This window comes from Dyadobacter sp. Leaf189, assembly GCF_001424405.1.
Taxonomy (GTDB): domain Bacteria; phylum Bacteroidota; class Bacteroidia; order Cytophagales; family Spirosomataceae; genus Dyadobacter.
The window spans coordinates 2,206,268-2,231,549 of record NZ_LMPS01000001.1 but is presented as its reverse complement, the minus strand read 5'-3'; the positions used below and the strand labels follow the sequence as shown (position 1 = coordinate 2,231,549).

The window sequence follows — 25,282 nt, the reverse complement described above, 5'->3', positions numbered from 1 at the left end:
TTGGCTTTTATATTACCGAACACAGGTTCGACATCGAAGCACCGCTTCTTTCGTTTGGCAACCCCTTCTTCACTTTTAAGTAGCTGTTCGGCTTGCTGCTTTTGTCTTTCCAGGTTGACATTAATTTGGATAATCCTATCATGTTGTGATTTGTGGCAGGCGCCGTTCAAGGGGCAATTCTGGCAGTTTTTAGCTTTGTAAAGCCTTGTGGCCTGCTCAAAACCGGTTGTAGTCTTTCTTTTCCTGTCGCCGATATAWGCCATTTTCTGGCCCATCGGGCATATGTAATGGTCCTGCTCGGGRTTATAGTAAAGCTTATCAGAAGCAAATGGATGCTTTTTATTGAAGGAATGGTTCTGTTGCTTGTCAAATAAGTTATATTTCACAAAGGCCGTCACATTCTTTTCTTCCAACATTGTATAGTTTTCCTCTGAACCATAACCTGCATCCGCGGTGAGCGATTTAGGGGCAGCGCCAAAGCTTTTTTCATGTTGTTCCAAGTGGGTTGCCAGTGTGTTGGTATCAGTCGTGTTAGCATGTACGGTATAATTAACAATGAACTGGTTGGATGTCGATATCTGCACATTATAGGCTGGTTTGAGCTGGCCATTTTTCATGTGATCTTCTTTCAACTTCATAAATGTCGCGTCAGGATCGGTCTTACTGTAACTGTTGCGCTCTCCTAAAATGGCCTCTTGCTGCTCGTAKCGGGCRATATTGGATGGATAATGCTTTGTTACATAGCCCAGTTTGGCTTTCATTTTCTTGTCAATGTTTTCTTTCTTGCCAAGTACCTGGTTGAGCGTATCGACCGTATCCTGTACTTTTTCTTTGTTGATCGTGGTCAGGTCAGGGGGTTCGGGTAAGTTGTCCTCGGTGGCGGCCACGCTCTGGGCATAGGCCCAGATMTCAGCCAGTTGCTTCTTCATTTTCTCCTTGCTGSTAGCGATCGCCTTCTTCCAGACAAAAGTGTATTTATTGGCATTGGCCTCGATCTTGGTGCCGTCCGTAAAAACTTCCTCAATGCTCAAATAGCCTTCCTGCGCAAGTAWACTGACCACTTGCTCAAAAATTGTCCTGAAAGTATCTTTCAAACGCACGCCCCGAAAACGGTTAATCGTATTGTGATCTGGGAAGCTCATCGAACTCAAAAACATAAAGTAGATACTTTCCTTGCAGGCTGCTTCGAGCTTCCTGCTAGAATAGATGTTGCTCATATAGCCAAATACAAGCACTTTCAACAGCATCTGGGGATGRTAGCCTGCCKAACCCGAATGATAGTAAGCTGCATTGAGCGGCTCCAAGTTGATCTTATTGATCACATCATTGACCACACGTACGACGTGCCCCTTAGGGATCAATTCGTCCAGACTTGGAGGAAGCAACATCAACTGTTGCTGCTGATAAGGCTTAAAAGAAGGTTGTTTGCGGCCCATTTTTCTGATTTGCTTATAAATGTAACCGGCCCAAAAGCCGACTGCCGNGTGCCCCTTAGGGATCAATTCGTCCAGACTTGGAGGAAGCAACATCAACTGTTGCTGCTGATAAGGCTTAAAAGAAGGTTGTTTGCGGCCCATTTTTCTGATTTGCTTATACCTAAAGATAATCAATCCGGAAAATTTGCACAACCGCTACAAACAAAAAAAGACTGCCTCATTTGAGACAGCCTCATTGTTTTATAGGAGGATAGTTGAGCAACACATCAGCGCCTGTTTCCCCATTCAGATAGCGGAGAGCCAATGCAGCTATTGTTCTGGAAGCGGCAGGAGAAGCATCATCCATTAAGTCGTTATACTCAGTTTCTCTCCCTTTTAAAATGCGAATTGCTTTTTCGTAAGCTTCTGCCAGTTCATTCCCGGTTCCTGCGTCCGCCAGCTTTTCCTGTAAACGACGGATCATATCATTTACCTCATCATCCGTCGGTGTCGCGTGTTCAAAATCTTTTTGCTCGGAAGAATTCATAGAACAGTTGTTAGGTATTAAATGGAAACAGTTTTGAGTGTCTGTGTGAAAACGGCGCAGCATTCCTGGTACAAATCAGGATTGCCTTTATTAAGCCGCCAAAGATATCGGTCGATTTCCCTGAGATAAACTCGCGCAAAACCCGGGTCGCTTTTAGCAATGGAGCCGATATTATCTATGATATCCGCATACTTGACAGTTTGTGAAACGGGTTTGGAAGAAATAATGCGCGAAGCTTCCAGTTGTTTTCGATGAGCCCGGTTAAGCTGAGGATATTTTGCACTCGTGTACTTGTCAGTGAGATCATCCACTGCGGAAAGTATCTGCGCATCTTCCTGAACGCTGTAACCCAGCCTGATCAATAAGCCCGAAAGCGTAGCCAGGGAACATGGCGTATCTTCAATAAGGTCGTGGCAAAGCGCGATTTCAGTTTCACAATTATCACTGCCGTATTGAGTCACCTTATCCGCTACGCTCAGCAAGTGTGTATAATAGGGTTCGCCGGAATATTTCCGTACCTGCGTTCCGTGCATTTCTTTGACAAAATCAAACAGCAGCCACTGCCTCTCCGTAAGTTCCATACCTTTTCTTTAATGCGAGTTGAGCGTAAGTTTTGCATTATATCCCCTATTGCCCAAACTAACAAGCAATTATCACCTTGGTAAGTATATCTAGTTTATTCCCGTCTGGAAGCCAGCAACCCTGCGGGAACATTCAGCTCGCCTGTCTCGGGGTCAATCAATCCGTTTTTCTCATCTTCAATGTTGGTAGCCTGGGTATAAACATCACCTGAAATATCCCGTTTTCGCAGTTCTGCTTTGTATAGGGCAATCTGATTGGCGCGTGAGGCATCATCCTGCGGGCCGCCATAATCCTTAAAACCGAACCCGCCCCATTCACTTACGATCAGCGGGACCTGCTTGCGGTAAAAAAACGGATCGCCTACGACAAGCGGAAATGCGGCTACTTTCTCAAACTTCCCTTCCGTCAGATCGTCGAGCATTCTCTTCCAGTCTTCCAGGTTGGGAGTGTATAAGTGAGCAGTTAAAAGATCTGATTTTAGCCTTCCTTCGAGGGAAATGTGTTGCCAGCCATCATTGTCCACCACCAGAAACTGCGGGTAGGCAATTTGCATAAAATGATACATTTCAATAATGTATTGCTGTGTTTCAACATTATGCGCAATGTCCTGAACACCCCAGTCTTCATTATATAAGCTCCATATTACCACGGAAGGGTGAGTACCAATCAATGCGACCATTCTTCTGAGCTCGGCGCGGTGATTCTCTCTGCTTTGAAAAGTGGATTGATGTGGACTGGGTACCTCAACCCAGAGCAATATCCCGATCTTATCAGCAAGCTTGTAAATGCGGGGATCTACACCGGCAATGTGGATCCGGACAAGATTGCAGCCCAGCTCCTTCATCGCAAGCAAATGCTTTTTGATCTGATGGTATGTTGAATTTCCCGGTTGGTAAAGGATACCATCCAGGTAAATGGGCTTGTTGTTTAAATAAAGTTTGTTTCCCCTTGCTTCAAACTTCCTCAAACCGAACTTCGTCTCAATCTCTGAAATGGCGCCCTCTTCATCAATGAGCTGCGCTACCAGCCGGTACAGGTTTGGCGATTCCACGGACCAAAGCAATGCATCGGGTAAATCGACAACGAGGCGCTGCGACTTTTGTCCCGCTTCCAGCACCAGCTCAAATTCATCTTCGGCTACAAGCTCTTCGCTTTCAACAGGAAAAATAAACAGCTTGATTTTATACTTGCCCGGGTCATGAATGCGGGTTGTTAATGTAAACCTTACCAGATTATCTTCAATAATACTGACCACACCCACACGCGAGCGCAGTCGGTTTCGCTCCACTTTTTCAAGCCACACACTGCGGACGGCGCCCGTAAACGTCTGGTACCAGATCCCGCCCCGTTTATAAACATGTGATTCCTGCTTACCGCGGGGTATATCCGCATCCATACTGCTGGCCACCCGCACTGTAAGCCGGTTGACTGGTTTGAGCATTTCAAGCTCGTAAGAAAAGGAAGTATACTCGCCGGTATGCACCTGGTCGCCTTCAATGGTGGAAAGCAGGTGTCCGTTAAGCCAGACCATTGTTGCGTAGCCGCAGGCACCAAAAGTGAGTTGAAGAATGGTATCACTGTCCACCGTGACAGCAGCTTGTGCCGGCAGTTCAAAATTTCTTTCGTACCAAACTACGATCTTATCCTGCCAGGAAGCACTCGCATTTTGAGATACAGCTAAATGCTGCTCCACGCTGCCCGGCCAGTTGGCAGTTCGTGTAAAATCATGCTGTACATACCAACTTTCAACCAGTCCCCTGTCCTCTGCGTCAACCGCGAATTTCCACTCGCCATCGAGTAAAATGTATTCATTTGGTCTGAGGACAGCGCGGGGAAGATCATCCCGAAAAGCTTCTGTGTCAAAGGACGCTTCCCTGCTTTTGGAAGACCCGTAATTGGTGTGGTTTTGCATTTTTACCCGGTTTTGATGTTCAAATGCAGCCGAACTCGCGTGCAGCTCTACTTCTTCTGCATAAATATGTAACCAAGAAGTCAGCCAGATTCGATAAGAACTATGCCAGCTTGGCATAATAGATTGCAAAGAATAACGGACAAACAAAGCTGAGATGCACATCAGATCACCAAAATGCAGGCCGACTCAGCTCTTTCGCTTGTCCAATTCCAACCGGTAAATTTTAAGTGAAGGAATGCGGGAGAGTAGTACAAGTCCGAGCACAAAAATGACAAGCAAAGCGAGAATGCTGTTGCGCATACTGCCGGTGAGATGCTCTACGATCCCATAAATGAAGGTACCGATCACAATGGCCAGCTTTTCAGTCACGTCATAAAAACTGAAATAAGAGGCGGTATCACTCACATTCTCAGGGATCAGCTTCGAGTAGGTCGAGCGTGAAAGTGATTGAATGCCTCCCATTACCATTCCCACCGTACACGCAATCATGTAAAACTCCATCGCCTCAGTGGTGTAGTATGCACCGGTACAAATGCCTATCCAGATCACAACACCGATCATCAATGCATATATATTGCCGATCTGGGCAGAAAGCCAGGCAAAGGTATAAGAGCCTGCAATTCCCACCAGCTGGATCAATAAGACGGTTATGATCAGACTTTGAGAAGGTAATTTCAGCTCGCTCGCGCCAAATATCGTGGCAACATACATCACCGTGCGCAGCCCCATTGTATAGATGAAGAATGCAGCCAGGAACCTGGCCAGATAAGGCTGCTCACGCAGGTTACCATACACTTTACCCAACTCTTTGAACCCATTCAAAATCCAGCTACCGCCTTTTTGCTTGTCACTTCTTCCCTCCGGCAGGTAGTGAAAAGGGATTTGCGCAAATAAAATCCACCAGAGACCGACAGTAAAAAACGATATCCGGGCTGGCAGTGCCTTTTGGGTAATGCCGTAAAACTGCGGAAACAGTACCATGCTCAGGTTGAACAGCAACAGCAGACAGCTGCCAAGGTAACCCAGCGAAAAACCGCGTGCGCTGTACCTGTCAAAATTATCTTCAGTAGCTATTTCAGGCAGATAGGAGTCGTAAAAAACAATGCTCCCGCTCCAACCTATCAGGCTCAGCCCGAAAAGGAAGATGGATGCGATGAGGGTATCTTTTGTAAAAAAGTAAAGAAGCATGCAGCTCAATGCACCCGTGTAGCAGAAGAATTGCATAAAGCGCTTCTTTTTCCCGGTATAGTCAGCGACTGCCGTACAAGTGGGAACGAGCAGGGCAGTGATCAGAAAGGAGACTGATACCGTATAGGAAAAAAGCACTGAGCTTTTGATTGAAAACCCGAAAAAATCAACTTCGGGGCGACCAGAGGCGCTGAGCGCAGTTGCACTGAAATAAACAGGAAAGATGCTCGAAACAATGACAAGCGCATGGACCGAGTTGGCCCAGTCGTACATACACCACGCATTGATAATGGAAGGGTTATTCTTTTTCATTCAAATATATTTGGTACAAAATAAGAAAAGCGGCAGATTTAATCCGCCGCTCCATTCATATATATTCTCGAAATAACTCCTTAGATCACCGGCTCGAAAACCATGATCGTTTCCTGATCAACACCATCTACCGGCATTGTGCTTTTTAGCCTCATTCTGCTGTTTGTAAGTTCTTCAACCCCAAATTTGCCGGCAAATCCGGAAATGGAGATATCCAGCGTGGCTCCTTCATCAATCAGGTACCAGGTACCGCCGTTGATCACCTGCTTTGAGCGCTGGTCGATTGCTTTGGTCACATTGTTTTGCATAAACTGAATATCCATCACCTGCTTGATAGCCTGTGTCTGCGTATTGAGCAGGTTAAAGGGAATATCCTTGCCAGACAAGTCAGTCACCTTTGACATGCGCCATGGATAGTTGACGAGTATTTTGTCCTTTTCTGTGGGCTGCGGCTTTTCGTTCTTATCTTTGTCTTTGTCACAAGCGACCATAAATAGGCCCAGAACAAGGCTGGCGAGTAGCAATAATTTTTTCATAATTCTTCTGGATTTAAATTTTTCAGGCCGGTAACCGAGTAAGTCAAAGCATTGTTCACACCATCGCTTTTCCCGGAAAAACAACATTATACACATCGCAAAAGTAACGAATTTGTCTGGCCATTCTTATGATTCAATCTTCTAAAATCTATTTCAAGGAATTTTACACAACACTTTTCGTCTTGCTATTTGCCTGGTCCAATTGCTTCGGCCAGGACTGTCAGCCCGCATTTGTACTAAATCCGGTAAACGGTAACAACACAATAGAATGGGGCAAATTCCCTAAATTCTCTCTTCCATTTAACGTCATTTACAGCGGCCCTCGCTTTGGTGATACCCAGTCGCAGCCACTACAACACGGATTTAGTCATCTGGCTTCGTTCTCGGGTAATGAACCTGGCTCACTTACCCGCCAGCAAAGAGCAGTGCTTTGGTACGGAGTTGCGACGTCAAGCGGCAATCAACCCTGGGCTGACAATACATTGAGAAGTCCGTGGGGAAATGATACAGCGGCTTACCGGAGTTACTGGGATAACTTTGCGGGCAGCGTGACAGACGTGGACATTGTTTGCCTGGACATTGAAAGAATGCAGCGCGAAGACCGTGATATCCTTGCATTAAAAACAAATAATCAAATCCCGCAAAATTACCGCAGCCTTTCCGATCAGGACTTTTTAAATACATACAAACGCGATATGCGCTGGTGGTACGCCGAGGCTGTCAACCGGCTGCGCGCCAAAGGTGTGACTGCCAAAATCACCAGTTACAGTGACGTGCCTGTGCGCAATACCTGGCTGAATATCACATCCAATTCCTGGCAGGACTGGACAATCAACCTCGCCCGCACCCATTATCTGGCACAGGATAACAGTGGTAAAATCGGAGGAAACTTTTTCAATTCGCTTGATTTTCAATCGCCTTCGCCTTACTACTATTATGGGTATGCCAACCCGATCGGGAAGGATTATCTCTCTTACTTGCTGTTCAACATTGAAGCCAATGCAGCTTGGAGCAGCAAACCGGTTATTCCGTTTGTATGGCTAAGAATCCACGACAGCTACGATCCGAATACGCCATTGATTGACAATTTCCAGGCGCAGGCGACAGCTATTTTTCCATTCTTTTCAGGTGCAAAGGGATTATGGCTTTGGGAAAACCCGTTTTTCCCGGGTAACCGCCTGGAAAACTATGCGCCTTACGAACATTTCATTTACGGTTTGTACCGGCTCTCGGAGTTCCGGAATATGTTTGAGGGTACCTACCAGCTTGTGATACCGCAATCTGCCCGGGATCATATGGAACTACGAAATCCGGTTTGGAGAGGTGTTGTTAAAAATGGGCAAATTCTGATTGCGGCTCAAAACCCTTACGCAGCCGACAACCAGCAAACCACTATTGCAGTCTCCCATCAGAAATGGACACGGAATATCACATTGAATGGAAAGCAGGTGTTCCTCTGCAAGTTTGACCTGAACGATTCTGTGACTTCGGTTGAGCAGCCACTTTCAGACGCTTACGTTTACCCGTACATTATTTCAAGCGAGATCAATGTGGTACTTACAGGCGTAAATGGCGGCACTAATGTGAATATGACGATACTGAATACGAAAGGACAGACCTTTTATCAAAAGCAGCTGAAATCGCGGGCGGGGGAAGCCAGGCACACGATTCCGCTTCCTTACCTCTCTTCTGGCATATATTTTGTCCGTTTCGACACGCCGCATCAAACAATTACCAAAAAGGTAGTTGTAAATCATTAAGCCAGCATTATGAACCGTCTTGCACAGGAAACCAGCCCGTATTTACTTCAACACGCCCATAACCCGGTAGACTGGTATCCCTGGGGAAATGAGGCACTTGAAAAAGCCCGGGAGGAAAATAAGCCAATTCTGGTCAGTATCGGCTACTCTGCTTGTCACTGGTGCCACGTTATGGAGCGCGAGTGTTTTGAGAAAGCGGATATCGCGGCAGTGATGAATGCGCATTTTGTGTGCATTAAAGTCGACCGTGAAGAACGGCCGGACGTCGACGCAGTTTATATGGACGCAGTACAGGCAATGGGTGTAAGAGGCGGCTGGCCGCTGAATGTGTTCCTGCTGCCCGACAGTAAACCGTTCTATGGGGTAACTTACCTGCCGCCGCAGAACTGGGTACAGCTGCTCAAAAGCATTGATAATGCATTCAAAAACCACTTCGATGAGCTGGCAAAATCAGCCGAAGGTTTTGTGGAAAATATGTCGATCCCCGATTCTGAGAAATATGGACTGACAGGCCAGCAGAGTGAGTTTGAAGTAGCGCACCTGGACTCGATGTTTGAGCAGCTTCAAAAAAACTTTGATACCCACAACGGTGGAATGGACCGGGCACCCAAGTTTCCCATGCCTTCCATTTACAAATTCCTGCTCCGTTACTATGATATCAGTCAGAACCCGGAAGCGCTGCGGCAGATTGAGATTACATTGAACCGGATTGCACTCGGCGGGATTTACGATCACGTTGGCGGCGGCTGGGCGCGGTACTCTGTCGATGATCAGTGGTTTATTCCGCATTTCGAGAAGATGCTCTATGATAATGCGCAGCTGCTGGAAGTCTTTTCGGAAGCCTATTCGCTTACCCAAAATCCTTTGTATGCTGACAGGATCCAGCAAACGATCGGCTGGCTGGATCGTGAAATGCGGCATGCGGAAGGCGGCTTTTACTCTGCTTTGGACGCTGATAGCGAAGGTGTGGAAGGTAAATTTTATATCTGGACAGAAGCTGAGCTGCGCGAAATACTGGGTGACGATTTCAATTGGTTTTCCAAATTATATAACATTTCAGGTCACGGAAACTGGGAGCACGGTTTCAACCATCTGCATCTTACAGAAGCTCCCGTTCATACCGCAAAGCCTGCCGGTATTTACAATGACGAGTTTGAAACAAATTACCGCCGCGCATTACAAAAGCTTTTCGACCATCGTGCTGAACGTGTGCGCCCCGGATTGGATGATAAGATACTTGCTTCGTGGAATGGCCTGCTGATTACCGGACTGGCCGCTGCATACCGTGCGCTCGGCGATGAAAAGATCAGGGAAATGGCAGTTTCGGCGGGCCGTTTTATTTTTGATAAAATGAGTGCCGAAGAGCGGCTGCTCCATAGCTACAAGAATGGAAAAGCTTCGGTAACCGGTTTCCTGGAAGATTATGCCGCGGTGATCGGAGCCTGTCTTTCCCTCTACCAGATTACATTCGAGGAACACTGGATCCGCAAGGCAGAAGAACTTACTTCCTATACGCTGAGCAATTTTTATGATTCGCAGGAAGGATTCTTCAATTTCACCGATGTGTATGGAGAAGCTTTGATCGCGAGAAAAAAGGAGCTTTTTGACAATGTAATCCCCGGTTCCAATTCCATCATGGCACATAACCTGTACACGCTCTCCCTGATGACAGATAAGAGCGAGTACCTGGAAGTCGCCGACAAAATGCTTTCGAAAATCGGTCGGCTTGTGCTTACGGATGTGCAATGGGTTACTAACTGGGCAGCTCTGTATTGCCAGCGCGCAGTGCCCACCGCGGAAGTAGCTATCGTAGGCGCACAAGCCGATCAGCTCCGTAAAGATTTCAACCGCTTCTTTGTGCCAAATAAAGTGGTCATGGGCACTACCACATCCTCAGAGCTGCCATTGCTACAAAATCGGACCGAGATCAACAGTCAGACTGCGATTTACATTTGCTACGATAAAACCTGCCAGCTCCCCGTCACCAATGTAGAAGAAGCCCTGCAACAACTTTCCGGCGGATTATAGCAGCGGAAAGTACCGCTCGGCGAGGATATTCATGTGGTGAACGGGGTGGCCCAGAATAACAAATCCCAATGCAAGCGGCGTAATCTGCTTACCATCTGCGCTGCCTGTCCGTTGCAGCATTACCCCATTCATATTCCTGAATAAGGCAATACTTGCTGCCCGCACGAGGTCAAACTCAGCAAGAAGGTCTTCCAGGGTACGCTCATTCGCGGTGGTATTCGGCGCGAGGATGTTTTCGTCATATCCCGCCAATGCAGTATTGTCCCCTCTTGAGAACCGCAGTGCCCGATAACCCATAATGCGCTCATTATCGATCACGTGCTGTAAAGTATCGTTAACCGTCCACTTCCCAGGCGCATATACCTTACTTCCCAGCGCCTTCAACTTTTCCACGTCATGATAGATTGAAGCCGGGGTGTATTTTTCAAATCCTTCCATCAGCTCAACATTATCACAAAGATTGATGTAGCGATCAAAAAAGGGCGGCATTGGAATGATGTCTGATTTTTTCATGGATATTAAAATTGCTGAGTTGGATATGCCAAAATACAGATTGATCACCTTCAAACCAACTCAGAAGCTGCTCAAAAGTATATAACCTAAGGTTACTTATTTAGAGGAAGTTATTTACATTAAAGTATGATAATAGATCTTGTATATATGCAATCAATTTGATTACTTTGAGTATAATCCTCTCAAAATTGAAAAGTTTAGCGCCGATAGCTTTATTGGTTTTGTTGCTCTGCAATACGTTCGGGCTCAGCGTTGCTGTGATCTTTTTTGAAGAAGATTACCTGCTTGCCCCTTCGACAGAGGCTGTTTCCGAACAGCAATTACTGAAAGTCTATCTTCCTTCCCTGCCCTACTCCGCGGATTTGGAAATACCAGGCCGGATCGAAGCATTGATCCGACACGAAAATCAGTTCTACAATCCGGTTCAGGTGCAGCATTCCAACGATACATTATACATTACCCTGCAAAGTAACCAGGCCGCACGTGACCGCTTTTTTGAGCTGACTGCTGCCATGCAAATGCTCAGCAACCAGCCTGGCGATGCTGCCGATCATCCAGGCAGCAAAGCATTAAAGCTGCTTTCTGAGCTGATCAAAACCTATGTACCCGGAAACAAGCAGGATTTCCGCATTTCTCCGCCATTACCCGCAAGTGAAAGTAACCGCCTCCCGCTTGCTTACAGCCGGAGCTATCCTACGGTGTCCGTACTGGTCAGCAACCCACCACCCGAGCGACTTTCCTAGCGCTACATTCTTTTTAAAAAAGCTTGCTTCCATAGCATTTGCTGTCAGCGTAATACGCTGCGGGGTTGCTGTAAAAAACCATTTATAATATGAACAAATCTTTACCATTGACCAGGTGGGCTTCACTCGCTTTCTGGTTTTTGATTACCATTAACGCGTCTCAGGTTTTTGCTCAAATGCCTAACGACGCGATCTATATGTCGAAGAAAACAGCCTGTCTGGCTGTGACTTATTCGCACAGTTCCTGGGATAAGTACTGGGAAAATTCCCTCCGCCGCGAAAACCTGAACATAGGGACGCACACTACACAAAGTGTAATGCCGATGCTCGCGGTGGGAATAACCAAAAATTTCAACGTGATCGCCGCAGTTCCTTATATATGGACACAGGCAAGTGCCGGCAACCTGATGTGGCAAAAAGGCTTTCAGGATGCATCCGGCTGGCTTAAGTACCGCTTTGTGAATGTGGCAGGTTTCAGCCTCCATGCCATTGCAGGCGGTTCAATCCCGGTGACCAACTACATTCCCGACTTCTTACCGATGTCGATCGGAATACGGTGCAAAACCGCTACTGCGCGGCTCCTGGTCAATTACCGCCATCAATCGGGCGTTTACCTGACTGTGCACGGAAGCTATATCTTTCGTAGCAACATCAAAATCGACCGGGATACTTACCAGGCCGACGATAAACTCTACGATTCTGATCAGGTTCGCGTACCGAATGCTTACGATGCAGCCGCTCGTCTGGGTTATCTTAAAAAAGGTATTCAGGCAGAAGCTTACGCAGAATATGGCGCATGTGCAGGCGGTGATTTTATCCGTAGAAACGATATGCCGTTCCCTACCAATAATATGAAATCTACCACTGTGGGGGTTTATGCCAAATATCAACCCAAAAACATTGGAGTGAATGCGAGGGCGGCACACGTGGTAAGTGGTTCCAACGTGGGGCAAAGCACGGCATTCTCGGCAGGCATTCTTTATCAGTTCCGTTATGCCAAAGCGGACAAACAACTTTGATCTTTCTCCAATGAAACGCAGCTATTCTTTCCAACATATATTTAATAAATCCGCATTGTTGCTTCTCCTGGGCGTTGTTGCTGTTTCTTGCAGCAAAGTCGTAGAGGAACCAACCGTGGGCATCAACGATCCTTCCAGCCTCGACCAGAATGCTGGCAACTGGAAGACGTACGTTCTGACATCATCCTCGGAAATACCAGTGGCAGCGCCAACTGAGACAACGAGCGAATATTACAAAACCGAGCTGCTCAAGCTCAAAGAAGTTGTAAATGCACTTACTCCCCACCAGAAGGAGCAGGTAAATTACTGGGGAGCCGGGGCTGTTTTCCGCTGGAATGAGATCGGGCGCGAGCTTGCAGCAAGGTACAATACCCCGCCGGCTTCCAACCAGGACGGAAAGTACCCTGTACCAGACGCGGCAAATCCGCTGGCAGATCCCAAGTTTCCATTCGCCAACCCGCCTTACACCGCAAGAGCACTCGCCTATCTCAGTGTAGCGCAGTACGACGCGCTGGTTGCAGCCTGGAATTACAAGTTTAAGTACAAACGTCCTGCTCCGTCCAAGTCCGACAGTGAGATCAAGACTCTGCTTCCGGTCACTGATCTTCCCTCCTATCCTTCCGAGGACGCGGTTGTGGCGGAAGCTTCCTTTCAGATCCTGAAAGCAATGTTCCCGGGCGAGGTACCCTACCTGGAAGCGAAGTTGCAGGAACATAAGGAAAGCAGGCTTTGGGCAGGAATGAATGTAAAAAGCGACATTGAAGCGGGAGCTGCATTAGGAAAAGCAGTAGGCGAAAAAGCGATGGCCCGCGCCAAAACAGATGGAATGGGCGCAGCAAACAATCAGGCAAAAACACCTGAAATGATTGCAAATGCGAAGGCAATCGGTATTACTGAACCCTGGGTGAGCCAGGAAGTTCCGGCCCGCCCGGCTATGTTGCCCACCTATGGAACGGTTATGCCCTGGAACTTCGACAGGCAGACAGTTGCTACCATGCGACCTTCTCCTCCACCGGCAATTGGCAGCGAAGAGTTTAAGAAAAACATGGAAGAACTGACCAAAATAGCTAAAAGCCAAACCCGCGAGCAGGCGCGCATTGCCAGCTTCTGGTCAGATGGCGTGGGCAGCTATACGCCGCCAGGTCACTGGCACAGGCGCGCAGCCAACCTTTGTCACCAGAACAAGTTTAGCGAAGTGCGTACGGCTCGAACATTGGCACTGGTAGGTACTACTTTGCAGGATGCGGGTATTTGCTGCTGGGATGCTAAATACTACTACTATTATCCGCGCCCGAACCAGATGGACAAAAAGGTAAAAACCTCTGTGGGCTTGCCTAACTTTCCATCGTATACATCCGGCCATTCCACCTTCTCGGGAGCAGCGGCTGAATTACTTGCCTACATTTTCCCGTCTGAAAAACAAAAGCTGGACGCTATGGCGAATGAAGCTTCTGTTTCAAGGATTTACGGATTAATACATTACCGCTTCGATTGTGAGGCTGGGCTGGAAGCAGGTCATAAAGTTGGTGAATTTGCAGTAGCAAGAGCGAAAGCAGACGGAGCCGAATAGTCCGGGTAACGTCAACATCAACAAAAATAGCAGCACTCAGGTGCTGCTATTTTTGTATTCGGTAAATTAATGTCTCGCTACCTTCTATCCAAGGTTATGAATATCAAACGGTAGCGTGCGCATTCTTTTACCTGTGGCAGCAAAGACTGCATTGCCCAGCGCCGGCGCAATAGGCGGTAAACCTGGTTCGCCAACACCGCCAGGTACTTCATCGCTGTCTATAATGTGCACCTCGATCTTCGGCATTTCATTCAGACGAAGAATATTGTATTCATGGAAATTGCTCTGGTCGCATTTACCGTTTGTGAATGTAATTCCATCCTTGATCGCGGCAGTAAGTCCCATTACGATATTACCCTCGGTCTGTGCCTTCACATTGTCGGGATTGACATAATGGCCGCAATCGATGACGGAAACAACCTTATCAATGTGTACTCCCTGATCCTTCTTCGAGACAGTAATGCAACATGCTGATATGCTTCCGAAAGATTTGAAAACAGCCAGTCCTTTTCCACTTCCTTCCGGCAGCTTCTCGTCCCATTTAGCTATTTCAGCCAGGGTTTTAAGAACCTTTTGAAAACGTGGATCTGGTAATATATCCAATCTTGCCTGAAGAGGATCTTTTTTTGCCAGGTGTGCAAGCTCATCAACAAAACATTCCTGCCCCCAACCGAAGTTGGATGCATACACAGAACGCCACCAAACAATGGGTATATCGGTCTTTACATTGGTCCAGCTGATTTTAGAAGCGGAGTCGAACTGGTATTTGCTGTTTTCCGAACTTAGCTCGCCACCAATCCAGGAGTCGGCTTCATCCTCTTTCAACCCTTTGAAAACCTGACCTAAAATCGACTCACCAATGGTATGGTGGTGAAAACCGGTTATTTTTCCATTCTCAACAAAACCTTGCATGTGGCTGAGCATACCCGGCCGGTACGGACCCTGAGAAATATCATCTTCCCTGCTCCATATCACCTTCACTGGCTTTTTCACTTCGCGCGAGATGTGGCATGCTTCCAGTACAAAATCGTGGTAAGCTTTCCGGCCAAATGCGCCTCCAAGTAATGCCACGTTGATCTTGACCTGCTCGGGCTTCACTTTCATATAACCACAAACATCTCTCAGCGTCCAGTCCGGTCCCTGTACCGGTCCCCAGATCTCGACGCTTCCATCCTCTTTCACGTGCGCAATTGCATTCTCAGGTTCAATGGGCGCGTGCGCGAGAAATGGTGTCTGGTAATTGGCTTCAAGCTTCTCCTGCGCTTTGGCGTACTTCGCTGCAAAATCGCCCTTTTCTTCAAAGTTGACACCAGGCTTGGTAGCTGCCTGCGCAGTTGCCTTATAGTAGTCGGCGGTATTCAGTGTTTTCTCAAACTCCGCATTATCCCAGGTTACTTTCAGCGCTTTTTTACCCTTCAATGCAGCCCAGTAATTCGTTGCCACCACTGCAACAGCCTCGGAAGTCCGGTGCGGCATGGTACGCTCGGTTTTGATCACCTTTAAAACACCCTTTACCTTTTTGGTTTCCGAGTCATCAATAGCAAGTACCTTACCGTGGATTACAGGCGAATGCAAAATGCTCGCGTACACCATTCCAGGTACTTCCACATCAATCCCGTAAACGGCTTTACCTGTTACTCTTTCAGGTACGTCGAGGCGTTTGTTGTATTTTCCAATGATCTTAAAATCGCTGGAATCCTTCAACTTAGGAGCTTTTGGAATTTCAAGTTTGGAAGCATCGTCGGCGAGTTCACCATAGGTAAAGCTCCTGCCGCTGCCCGGGTGAACAATTTTCCCATCTTCGGCCTTGCATTCGGATACCGGCACATTCCAGCGTTTGGCGGCTGTGGTAGTTAGCATTTCCCTGGCTGCTGCGCCTGCCTTGCGGATCGGCATCCATAGCTCACGTACAGAGCTGCTGCCACCTGAGGTCTGGCTTCCGTATTTACCGCTTCCGTCGCTCTGCACGATCAACACCTTTTCCAGGCTCACTTCCAGCTCTTCTGCCAAAAGCGAGGGTACTGCCTGCGTTGAACCCTGTCCCATATCCGGCCGGGGATTCACCAATGTAATATTACCCGCCGTATCAATGATGATAAAAGGATTAATTTCCAGCTTAATGACCGCCGGACTGATCTTTTTTACTGCCGCATCTCTGGTGAAGCCTGAAATTCCAAGCGCTAATCCCACAGAAGCAAGGCTGCCCGCTTTCAAAAAGCTGCGGCGTGATGGTTGTATATTTTCCAAGATCTTGTTTGACTAAATTTAATAACTGCGTGCCCTACATCTTTCCAATACCACTTTCCGCAACCTTTACCTCCTCTGCGGCCCGGTGTATTGCTTTCCGGATCCGGTCGTAAGTGCCGCAACGGCACAGGTTACCGCTCATTGCAACGTCGATATCTGCGTCAGTTGGTTTAGGATTTGATTTCAACAAGGCCACAGCCGACATGATCTGGCCCGATTGGCAGTAACCGCATTGAGGTACCTGCTCTTCAATCCACGCTTTCTGAATGGCGTGCAACTTTCCATCACCAATCCCTTCGATCGTGGTGATCTGGTCTGTTTTGGTTAAGGTAGAAATTGGAGTCTGGCAAGACCGTGCAGGTGCACCATTTAAATGTACCGTGCACGCGCCGCATTGCGCCATTCCGCAGCCGAACTTGGTTCCTTTCAGCCCGACAAAATCCCTGACAACCCAGAGTAAAGGCATATCGGGATCGACATCAACCTTTACCTTTTTTCCATTCACTGATAAATTATAAATCGCCATAGTAAGTCAATAATGCCAGCACTTCGCTGCTGATCAGTATCTAAATTATTCTAAAAAATACAGTAATGCAAAACTGGCGCTTGATACCCGAGCATGAAATGAGCCGCCAGGAATGCCAAAGCAGCTGAGTTATCGAAAACAAAGCTATTTTTACCCTCAAACCGAACCTTAGGCTATAAAATGATAGAAAACGATGCAGTAGTACTTGGGATACTGACGCTGATTTTGGGGGCTGTCTTCCTGACAGCTTCGCTTGAAAGCAGAGGCTGGAAACGCTTTTACAGCATTATTCCCCCATTGTTGCTATGCTACTTCATTCCCGGACTTTTAAATTCATTCGGCATTGTAGATGGTGCTGGTTCTCAGCTCTATCCGGTTGTTTCCAAATACTTTCTCCCCGCTTGTCTTGTGTTTTTCACCATTGGAATGGACTGGAAATCACTTGCACGTTTGGGTCCCAAGGCTTTGATTGCAATGCTTGCAGGCACAGCCGGAATTATGATCGGCGGCCCGCTGGCACTCTGGATTGTAGGGAGCATCAGCCCGGCGACTGTGGCGGGGCAGGGTAACAATGAAGTCTGGCGCGGACTTGCTACCATAGCCGGAAGCTGGATCGGCGGCGGCGCCAATCAGACTGCATTGAGGGAGGTTTTCCAGCCCAGTGATATGCTGTTCTCGCAAATGGTAGCGGTAGATGTGCTGGTTGCTGAACTCTGGATGGCCGTTTTGATATACGGAGCAGGAATAGCAGCCCGGATAGATCGCTTACTCGGCGCTGATAGCAGCATCGTAGAAGATGTGAAAATGCATCTTGACACTGAAAATCAGATAAATGAGCGAGTTCCGAAAGTTCCGGATTATATCATGATGGCGGCCGTAGGATTTGGTGCAACCGGCATTTCACACGCGCTTGCGGAGGTTATTACCCCATTCCTGGCGAGTAACTATCCGGAACTTGAAAAATACAGCCTTACCTCCAATTTCTTTTGGGTAATCAGCATTGCGACACTGATCGGTATCGCATTGTCGGTAACTCCCGCGCGCAAACTGGAACACGCCGGCGCTTCCAAACTGGGCTCTGTATTCCTGTACGTACTCATAGCAACCATCGGAATGCAAATGGACTTAGGCGCAGTAGCTGATAATCCCGGCCTATTTGCGATCGGTTTGATCTGGATATCTGTTCACGGCATTATCCTCATTCTGGTTTGCAAATGGCTGAAAATCCCGTTCTTCTTTCTGGCAGTCGGCAGTCAGGCGAATGTAGGCGGCTCAGCTTCGGCTTCCGTCGTGGCTGCGGCATTTCACCCTTCACTTGCGCCGGTGGGCGTTTTGCTTGCTATTCTAGGCTATGCGATCGGGACTTACGGCGGCTATCTTACTGCACTACTCATGCAGATGGTGTCAAATATGGCAGGATTTCAGATGTAGCATCGAGGTATTCAGAAGTCTTCCAGGTTCAGAACCAAACCGTCATATGCCAAATGCACATTGGGCGGAAGCTCCTTTTCGATGTCCGCGTGAAGACCAAGCTTGTGACTGATGTGGGTGAGATATGCCTGCGGTACTTGCAGCTTTTCAATCAAAGCGAGCGCCTGCGAAAGCGTAAAGTGAGATAAATGCGGCTCCTTTTGCAAGGTATCAAGTACCAACACCTGGGTACCTTTTATCTTAGCCTGCTCTTCTTCCGAGATAAAGTTGGCATCAGTAATGTAAGTAAAGTCGCCAAAGCGGAATCCGTAAACCGGCAGTTTATGGTGCATCACTTCAATGGGGATCACGCGGATACCTGCGACATCGAAAGGCTTGTTATCAATCGAATGCATTTCGAAATGCGGCACGCCGGGGTATCTTGTTTCCGAAAATGCGTAAGCAAATTCATTCCGGATCTGGTTAAGCACTTCCTGCCGGCCGTAGAGCGGCATATCTTTTTGCTGCTTGTGATTGAATGCGCGGATATCGTCGAGTCCGGCGGTATGGTCCTTATGCTGGTGGGTGAAAATAGCAGCGTCCAGGTGCTTGACATCTGCCCGGAGCATTTGCTGCCGGAAGTCGGGACCGGTGTCGATTACCATGGCTTTTCCCCGGGTTTCGATGAAAACGGATGCCCGCAAACGTTTGTTATGCTGGTCACTAGAACGGCAAACGGCACATTCACAGGCGATAACTGGTATTCCCTGTGATGTGCCGGTCCCTAAAAATGTGATCCTCATTCTTTTTTATTCTGTCAAATGCGCCACTACTTCAACCAGGCGGTCAAAATTTAAAGGTTTCATAAGCGCATCGTCAAATCCTGCTTCTTTGAAATCTTCTTCTGAATAATTCTTTGCGTTTCCTGTGATCGCCACAATCGGCGTCTTCGCTTTTTGCTCGTTCGGCAATTTGCGGATACTTCTCGCGCACTCCATTCCATCCATCACAGGCATATTGATATCCAGCAAAATGATATCGAAATCCTCTTTTTCAAGCAATTGCAATACTTGTTCTCCATTTTTCACCGAAGTGATTTCATAATGTTGGAATTCCAGTATTTTCCTTGCCAGATTTTGAATTACTGAACTGTCTTCGGCAATGAGTACTCTCTTTGTGTATGACATATGATGGGCCAGGTATTGGTTTTAATTATTTGCCAGGTCAATTTAGGTATATTTCAATCAACAACACAAACCAGCTTTATGCGAAATTTGAAAAATATCATAAAAAAGTAAATAAACTCCCGATACTTTTTCGGAGCTCACATTAGCTGTAAGTTTGCAAACCGTTTACCATTACCGTTTTAGTTATGTTTAAAAATAAACTGATCCGTTACAGCACAATTGCGATGTTCATTGCAATTATCGCCTACTTCGTGATCGAGAATTTCAACACCGGCAACGATCCCCTCGCCGCAGTGAACCCGCAGCAATACAAAACCCAGCTCGTCGAAGAAAGAGCTGCGAAAGATGAGCAATTCAGAACTTCCGAAGATTCCCCGATTGCCGATAAGAAAGGCTTTCACGGCTTGCATTACTTCGAGCCAAACCTGACCTACCGGGTACCGGCCACTGTTTCCCCCTATATGAATGATGATAAGGAAATGGTCGTGAAATATACAGATGGTACAACCGAGAAGTACCAGAAATATGGCTATGCCAACTTCAAGATCATGGGCCAGGATCAGAAGCTGCTGTTACTTGAAAATGACGGAACCATTTCGGTGCTATTTCAGGATGCTACAAGCGGAAAGCAGACCTACGGCGGCGGCCGCTACATTGATTACCCCGTAGCTAATGTCAAAAACAACGTGATTGTACTCGATTTCAACAAGGCGTATAATCCATATTGTGTATACCAGGAAAGTTACGCCTGCCCGGTGCCGCCTGCTGAAAACAAGCTTACCATACCGATCGAGGCCGGAGAGCTGCTCGAAAGCTCCGTTCATGAATAACAGCTTAACCGCATAAAAGTGCAGCAGAACGCATTCGAGCGGCACCTGTTCCAACTAAATCATTATTTTTGCATAAAGGCGGTCTGACGAATTGGCCGCTTTTATTATCATTATAGTAATCGCATGAAGATCTCTTATAAGTGGCTTAAAGACCTCGTTGAAATTAGTGAAACTCCCGAAGAAATCGGTAAACTGCTTACGGCCACCGGGCTGGAAGTAGAAGCAATAGAAGAGATCGAATCGATCAAAGGCGGTTTGCAGGGCGTCGTTGTCGGTGAAGTACTGACTTGCGAAAAACACCCGGAAGCAGACAGGCTGAGCCTAACAACCGTGGATGTGGGTGGTGAAAATCCGCTTTCCATTGTATGCGGCGCGCCGAATGTAGCTGCGGGACAAAAGGTGATTGTAGCCACAGTAGGCGCAGTACTTTACCCTGCCGGCAGTGACCAACCTCTGGTTTTGAAAAAATCAAAAATCCGTGGTGCATTGTCCGAAGGAATGATCTGCGCGGAAGATGAGCTTGGAACCGGCACTTCCCACGATGGTATCCTGGTGCTGGACAATGATTTGCCAAACGGTACGCCTGCGAGCAAATACTTCGGCATTTCATCCGACTACCTGATCGAAATCGGGCTTACCCCCAACAGAGCTGACGCTGCTTCGCATTATGGAGTTGCAAGAGATTTGAAAGCTGTTCTAAACAGGCCAATAACGCTTCCTTCTGTCGAAGACTTCGCTGTTGCGAATCAATCTTTGTCCATTCCGGTGGAAATAAGAAACCCGGAAGCTGCGCCGCGTTTTACAGGATTGACTATTACAGGCATTCAGGTGGGTGAATCACCTGATTGGCTCAAAACCCGTTTGCAGACGATCGGGATCAGGTCTATCAACAATATCGTGGATATTACTAATTATGTGTGCCACGAACTGGGTCAGCCTATGCACGCTTACGACGCTGATAAAGTAAAAGGCGGCAAAGTAATTGTGACGACACTTGCAGAAGGAACTCCTTTCGTAACCCTCGACGGCGTTGAAAGAAAGCTGGCTGCTACTGACCTGATGGTTTGTAATGCAGGCGACGGTAACACGCCGGAACCGATGTGCATTGCAGGTGTTTTCGGCGGACTTACTTCGGGAGTCTCTGCGGAAACTACTTCCATTTTCCTGGAATCCGCTTATTTCTCACCTGCCTCGGTGCGGAAAACGGCTCAGAGATTCAGCTTGAAAACGGATTCTTCTTTCCGCTTTGAGCGCGGTACTGACCCGAATATGCCGGTTTTTGCATTAAAGCGGGCTGCATTGCTGATCCAGCAGGTAGCAGGCGGACAGGTTTCGTCTGAAATCGTCGATGTATATCCTCAGCCTGTCGGCGACTTCAAAGTCGAAATGAAGTACCGCAATATCAACAGGCTGATCGGAAAAGAGCTGGAAAAAGCGGAGATCAGCCGCATTCTTGCCGCATTGGACATTACCATTGAAAACGAAACAGAAAGCACATTCACTGCCATTGTACCACCCTACCGCGTAGATGTGCAGCGCGAAGCTGATGTGATCGAAGAAATTCTGCGGATCTACGGGTTCGGACAAGTGGAGCTATCAGAAGCAATGAGCTCTGATTTCCTTTCCGACTTCCCAGTTAATGATCCCGAAAAGCTCCGTCTACGTATTTCCGAGCTGCTTGCCGGCAATGGGTTCAATGAAATGATCAACAATTCGCTGACCAAGCCGGAGTACCAGGAGTCTCTAAAAGATAGTCTGTTGGGTGAACCTGTTAAGATCCTGAACTATCTGAGCGAGGATTTATCTGTGATGCGGCAAACACTCCTTTTCTCTGGACTCGAAGTGATCGGCTATAATATCAACCGCCGCCAGCGGGATCTTAAGTTGTTTGAATTTGGTAAAACTTATCATAAGTCAGCAGAAAAGTACATTGAGAAGGAAAGGCTTTCCGTTTTTCTGACAGGCAATATTCAGCAGGAAAGCTGGGTGCAAAAGTCCCGTGAAGTTACTTTTCATGATCTTGCCGGAATTGCTAGCCAGGTACTCAGCGCAATGAAAATCCGTGAAGTGGAAAAGCAGGAAGCTGAAAAAGCCATTTTCAAAAGCGGTCTTACATTGTTTGTGAACAAAAAACCGGTGGCTACACTGGGCTTACTGCAACCTGCCGTTGCCAAAAAGCTGGATATCAAAGTGCCCGTTTATTTTGCTGACTTTGACTGGGAATACCTGTTACGTCAGTATGATGCGGCGGTGCAGTACAAGGAAGTTTCCAAATTCCCGGAAGTACGCCGGGACCTTTCGCTGGTTGTCAGCAAGAAGACCACCTTTGAAGAGCTAAAACAACTCGCCTATCGGACCGAGCGGCAGTTGCTTCGCGCGGCGAATGTATTTGACGTATACGAGGGCGCTAACCTGGAAGGGAAAAAATCCTATTCTATCAGCTTCATTCTTCAGGATGATCAGCAGACACTTACAGACAAAGTGATCGACAAGTCGATGCAGCGTTTAATTGCAGCTTATGAAAAGGAATTTGAAGCCGTGATCAGGAAGTAAATCAAATTTAAAATTGTGTTGATCAACATTCATTAGGCTGGGCAATGGAAAGAAGCATCGAGCGCATTATCGAACATAAACTGTCTGATCTTGAGAGAAAACTCGAATTTTTGATCAATACAAAAGAGAAAATGAGCTGGACAATTGCCGAGCTTCAGCGTGAAAATGCGGAGCTCCGGCAAGCCAATATCAAACTAAAAGAGGACGCAAAGGAATTGAAGAAAAAAAGCGGGAGTTTGGAAAAAGACTTTAATAAGTCCAAAACTTTCGCTAAAATTGTCACTAGTAAACTGACACCAACAAGCGGAATTGCCGAGCTGAAAGAATCAGTTGAAAGATATATCCAGGAGATTGATAAGTGCATAGAATTGCTTGAAGAGACCTTATGAAAAAAAATAGCATACCTAATCCAGACGTTTCTGTCTTTATAAAACTGCTGGACAGAGGTTTCAAACTGAGCGTTCCGGCGGATCAGGAGAAATTCTACAGGGATGGGTATGAGGTGTTCTTGCATCGCGTGCAACAGCATAAATTAAGAGGAAAAGTATACGGAGATATTGAGGCCATCGCGCTGACTTCTATTGAATGCCTGGTGGCATTACAGCGGAATCAGGAGCAAATGGATGACCTGGTTCTGGCTTTTAAGAACAGAGTTGAAAAGCTGGATGAAGTAATATCCGGCGCCATCGAGAGCTAACCTTTATACAACCGACCTTTTATTTTGAGAATCTTCTGATATTTCCTTCAAATCCTTCACTTTCGGCATTTTAGCATTGGTGTAGTCGGTAAAACCAACTATATATAAAACCTTTATTGAAATGTCAAATTCTTTGTTTTTCATCGTAGTCCTGTCCGACATTATTGCTGTCGGCGTGGGTATTTTCGCAGGTAAGTACATTTTCCAGCGGTCATTTGATCAAAAGGAAAAGGAAGCTCAGGAAAGAGCGGCAGAAATTCTCCGCAATGCAGAAAGTGCTGCCGAGAATATTAAAAAGGACCGTATCCTGGAAGCAAAAGAAAAGTACCTGCGCTTGAAATCAGAATTTGAAGAAGATGCCAACAAAAAAAGGAGCATTCTTCAAAGCAACGAGCAAAAACTCAAACAGCGCGAACAAAGCCTGAACCAGTCTGTCGAGCAGAACAAACGTCGCGAGAACGAACTGGAAGCGCTCAAAAATAACCTTAACCAGCAGCTGGAAACTGCGACCAAGCGTAAGGAAGAAGCTGAAAAATCGCTGCAGCAACAAGTAGCACAGCTTGAAAAAATTGCCAACCTCACAGCCGAACAAGCGCGCGAGCAACTGATCGACGCATTGAAAGCCGAAGCCGATACCAGGGCCGGATCTTATGTAAAAAGCGCCATGGAGGAAGCTAGGCTTACTGCTACCAAGGAAGCCAAGAAAATTGTCATTGAAACCATCCAAAGAACTGCTGCCGAACACGCCATTGAAAACTGTGTGTCTGTTTTCAACATTGAAAATGATGATATAAAAGGGAAGATCATTGGTCGTGAAGGACGTAATATCCGTGCATTGGAAGCTGCAACCGGTGTTGAAATCATTGTTGATGATACACCTGAGGCGATCGTTATCTCGGGATTTGACCCTGTAAGAAGGGAAATTGCAAGACTATCGTTGCACAGACTCGTTCAGGACGGCAGGATTCACCCGGCCAGAATTGAAGAAGTAGTAGCCAAGACGCGTAAGAATATCGACGACGAGATCGTAGAAATCGGCGAGCGCACTGTCATTGATATGGGTATCCACGGCTTGCACCCTGAGCTGGTAAAAATGATCGGAAGAATGCGTTTCCGCTCTTCTTACGGCCAGAACCTGCTGCAACACTCCCGTGAAGTGGCGAAACTTTGCGCAACAATGGCGTCGGAACTTGGTCTGAACACAAAACTGGCCAAACGCGCAGGCTTGCTGCACGATATTGGTAAAGTTTGGCCGGAAGAGTCAGATCTGCCCCACGCAATCCTGGGTATGGAGCTGGCTAAAAAATACAAGGAAAATCCGGAGGTATGTAATGCGATCGGCGCTCACCACGATGAGATTGAAATGACGAGCATTCTCTCCCCTATTATCCAGGTCTGTGACGCCATTTCAGGCTCGCGCCCGGGTGCCCGCCGCGAAATGATGGAATCTTACATCCAGCGTTTGCGTGATCTGGAAAACATGGCATTGTCGTTTGACGGAGTGGAAAAATGCTACGCAATCCAGGCCGGCCGCGAGTTAAGGGTGATTATTGACGCAGAAAATGTATCAGATGAAAAAGCCGGAATGCTTTCATTTGATATATCTCAAAAAATTGAAAAAGAAATGCAGTACCCCGGACAAATCAAGATCACGGTGATCCGCGAAATGCGTTCGGTTGCCTATGCGCGCTAACTTAGATTCTCATA

General features: G+C 47.2%; 22 protein-coding genes. 11 read left to right on the top strand and 11 right to left on the bottom strand.

The genetic code is table 11. The annotated features are described in order from the left end of the window. From ASG33_RS09395 to ASG33_RS09370, 6 genes are all read right to left on the bottom strand, one after another. The coding region (locus tag ASG33_RS09395; RefSeq protein WP_229238602.1) for an IS1182 family transposase at positions 1 to 1,436 on the bottom strand (1,436 nt) is incomplete at its 3' end. A gap of 232 nt (positions 1,437 to 1,668) precedes the next feature. Continuing rightward, entirely contained in the window at positions 1,669 to 1,962 is a 294-nt protein-coding gene (locus ASG33_RS09390; RefSeq protein ID WP_056283032.1) for a hypothetical protein, read from the bottom strand. 17 nt (positions 1,963 to 1,979) lie between these two features. Further along, positions 1,980 to 2,543 carry an HD domain-containing protein gene (locus ASG33_RS09385; RefSeq protein ID WP_056283028.1) on the bottom strand — a complete coding sequence of 188 codons (564 nt, stop codon included), beginning with the start codon at positions 2,541 to 2,543 and terminating at the stop codon, positions 1,980 to 1,982. A 95-nt stretch (positions 2,544 to 2,638) separates the two neighbouring features. Next, positions 2,639 to 4,456, bottom strand: a complete 1,818-nt coding sequence (locus ASG33_RS09380; protein ID WP_056283550.1) for a glycoside hydrolase family 2 protein — start codon at positions 4,454 to 4,456, stop codon at positions 2,639 to 2,641. A 186-nt stretch (positions 4,457 to 4,642) separates the two neighbouring features. Continuing rightward, positions 4,643 to 5,956: an MFS transporter gene (locus tag ASG33_RS09375; RefSeq protein ID WP_056283025.1), complete on the bottom strand. Its 1,314-nt coding sequence runs from the start codon at positions 5,954 to 5,956 to the stop codon at positions 4,643 to 4,645. Positions 5,957 to 6,036: 80 nt separating this feature from the next. Next, a complete protein-coding gene (locus tag ASG33_RS09370; RefSeq protein ID WP_056283548.1) occupies positions 6,037 to 6,492 on the bottom strand; it encodes a hypothetical protein in 456 nt (151 codons plus the stop codon). Positions 6,493 to 6,620: 128 nt separating this feature from the next. Here ASG33_RS09370 and ASG33_RS09365 point away from each other — a divergent pair, with 128 nt between their 5' ends. Beyond that, positions 6,621 to 8,252 (top strand): T9SS type A sorting domain-containing protein, encoded by a 1,632-nt coding sequence (locus ASG33_RS09365; RefSeq protein ID WP_056283022.1) that lies wholly within the window; start codon positions 6,621 to 6,623, stop codon positions 8,250 to 8,252. A gap of 9 nt (positions 8,253 to 8,261) precedes the next feature. Continuing rightward, positions 8,262 to 10,280, top strand: coding sequence for a thioredoxin domain-containing protein (locus ASG33_RS09360; protein ID WP_082489129.1), 2,019 nt, complete (start codon positions 8,262 to 8,264; stop codon positions 10,278 to 10,280). Here ASG33_RS09360 and ASG33_RS09355 read toward each other — a convergent pair. Further along, a complete protein-coding gene (locus ASG33_RS09355; RefSeq protein ID WP_056283016.1) occupies positions 10,275 to 10,793 on the bottom strand; it encodes a DinB family protein in 519 nt (172 codons plus the stop codon). The two genes, ASG33_RS09360 and ASG33_RS09355, sit on opposite strands and share 6 nt — an antisense overlap. A 188-nt stretch (positions 10,794 to 10,981) precedes the next feature. Here ASG33_RS09355 and ASG33_RS09350 point away from each other — a divergent pair, with 188 nt between their 5' ends. The 3 genes from ASG33_RS09350 (at position 10,982) to ASG33_RS09340 (ending at position 14,125) form a co-directional block, all read left to right on the top strand. Beyond that, entirely contained in the window at positions 10,982 to 11,536 is a 555-nt protein-coding gene (locus ASG33_RS09350; RefSeq protein WP_056283012.1) for a hypothetical protein, read from the top strand. A 176-nt stretch (positions 11,537 to 11,712) separates the two neighbouring features. Next, on the top strand, positions 11,713 to 12,555 hold the full coding sequence (locus tag ASG33_RS09345; protein WP_229238609.1) for a hypothetical protein: 843 nt from the start codon (positions 11,713 to 11,715) through the stop codon (positions 12,553 to 12,555). A gap of 10 nt (positions 12,556 to 12,565) precedes the next feature. Next, positions 12,566 to 14,125 (top strand): phosphatase PAP2 family protein, encoded by a 1,560-nt coding sequence (locus tag ASG33_RS09340; protein ID WP_056283009.1) that lies wholly within the window; start codon positions 12,566 to 12,568, stop codon positions 14,123 to 14,125. Between the two features lie 84 nt (positions 14,126 to 14,209). Here the strand turns inward: ASG33_RS09340 and ASG33_RS09335 are convergent, their stop codons facing one another. Both ASG33_RS09335 and ASG33_RS09330 read right to left on the bottom strand, forming a co-directional pair. Then, on the bottom strand, positions 14,210 to 16,372 hold the full coding sequence (locus ASG33_RS09335) for a molybdopterin cofactor-binding domain-containing protein (protein WP_056283004.1): 2,163 nt from the start codon (positions 16,370 to 16,372) through the stop codon (positions 14,210 to 14,212). A 34-nt stretch (positions 16,373 to 16,406) separates the two neighbouring features. Continuing rightward, positions 16,407 to 16,898, bottom strand: a complete 492-nt coding sequence (locus ASG33_RS09330) for a (2Fe-2S)-binding protein (protein WP_056283001.1) — start codon at positions 16,896 to 16,898, stop codon at positions 16,407 to 16,409. Between the two features lie 180 nt (positions 16,899 to 17,078). Between ASG33_RS09330 and ASG33_RS09325 the strand changes: the two genes are divergently transcribed. Continuing rightward, a complete protein-coding gene (locus tag ASG33_RS09325; protein ID WP_056282998.1) occupies positions 17,079 to 18,329 on the top strand; it encodes a DUF819 domain-containing protein in 1,251 nt (416 codons plus the stop codon). A gap of 11 nt (positions 18,330 to 18,340) precedes the next feature. On the opposite strand, the gene ASG33_RS09320 is transcribed toward ASG33_RS09325, so the two are convergent. Further along, a complete protein-coding gene (locus ASG33_RS09320) occupies positions 18,341 to 19,111 on the bottom strand; it encodes an MBL fold metallo-hydrolase (protein WP_056282994.1) in 771 nt (256 codons plus the stop codon). 6 nt (positions 19,112 to 19,117) lie between these two features. Continuing rightward, positions 19,118 to 19,495, bottom strand: a complete 378-nt coding sequence (locus tag ASG33_RS09315) for a response regulator (protein ID WP_031527642.1) — start codon at positions 19,493 to 19,495, stop codon at positions 19,118 to 19,120. A gap of 185 nt (positions 19,496 to 19,680) precedes the next feature. Here ASG33_RS09315 and ASG33_RS09310 point away from each other — a divergent pair, with 185 nt between their 5' ends. The 5 genes from ASG33_RS09310 (at position 19,681) to rny (ending at position 25,268) form a co-directional block, all read left to right on the top strand. Beyond that, positions 19,681 to 20,325: a DUF1684 domain-containing protein gene (locus ASG33_RS09310; protein ID WP_056282991.1), complete on the top strand. Its 645-nt coding sequence runs from the start codon at positions 19,681 to 19,683 to the stop codon at positions 20,323 to 20,325. A gap of 123 nt (positions 20,326 to 20,448) precedes the next feature. Then, the gene (pheT, locus tag ASG33_RS09305; protein ID WP_056282989.1) at positions 20,449 to 22,878 is read left to right on the top strand and encodes a phenylalanine--tRNA ligase subunit beta; all 2,430 of its coding nucleotides are present in this window, start codon (positions 20,449 to 20,451) and stop codon (positions 22,876 to 22,878) included. A gap of 44 nt (positions 22,879 to 22,922) precedes the next feature. Then, a complete protein-coding gene (locus ASG33_RS09300; protein ID WP_056282986.1) occupies positions 22,923 to 23,267 on the top strand; it encodes a hypothetical protein in 345 nt (114 codons plus the stop codon). Further along, on the top strand, positions 23,264 to 23,575 hold the full coding sequence (gene zapA, locus ASG33_RS09295; protein ID WP_031527638.1) for a cell division protein ZapA: 312 nt from the start codon (positions 23,264 to 23,266) through the stop codon (positions 23,573 to 23,575). The genes ASG33_RS09300 and zapA overlap by 4 nt, the downstream gene beginning before the upstream one ends. A 121-nt stretch (positions 23,576 to 23,696) precedes the next feature. After that, positions 23,697 to 25,268: a ribonuclease Y gene (rny, locus tag ASG33_RS09290; RefSeq protein WP_056282982.1), complete on the top strand. Its 1,572-nt coding sequence runs from the start codon at positions 23,697 to 23,699 to the stop codon at positions 25,266 to 25,268. Positions 25,269 to 25,282 lie beyond the last annotated feature (14 nt).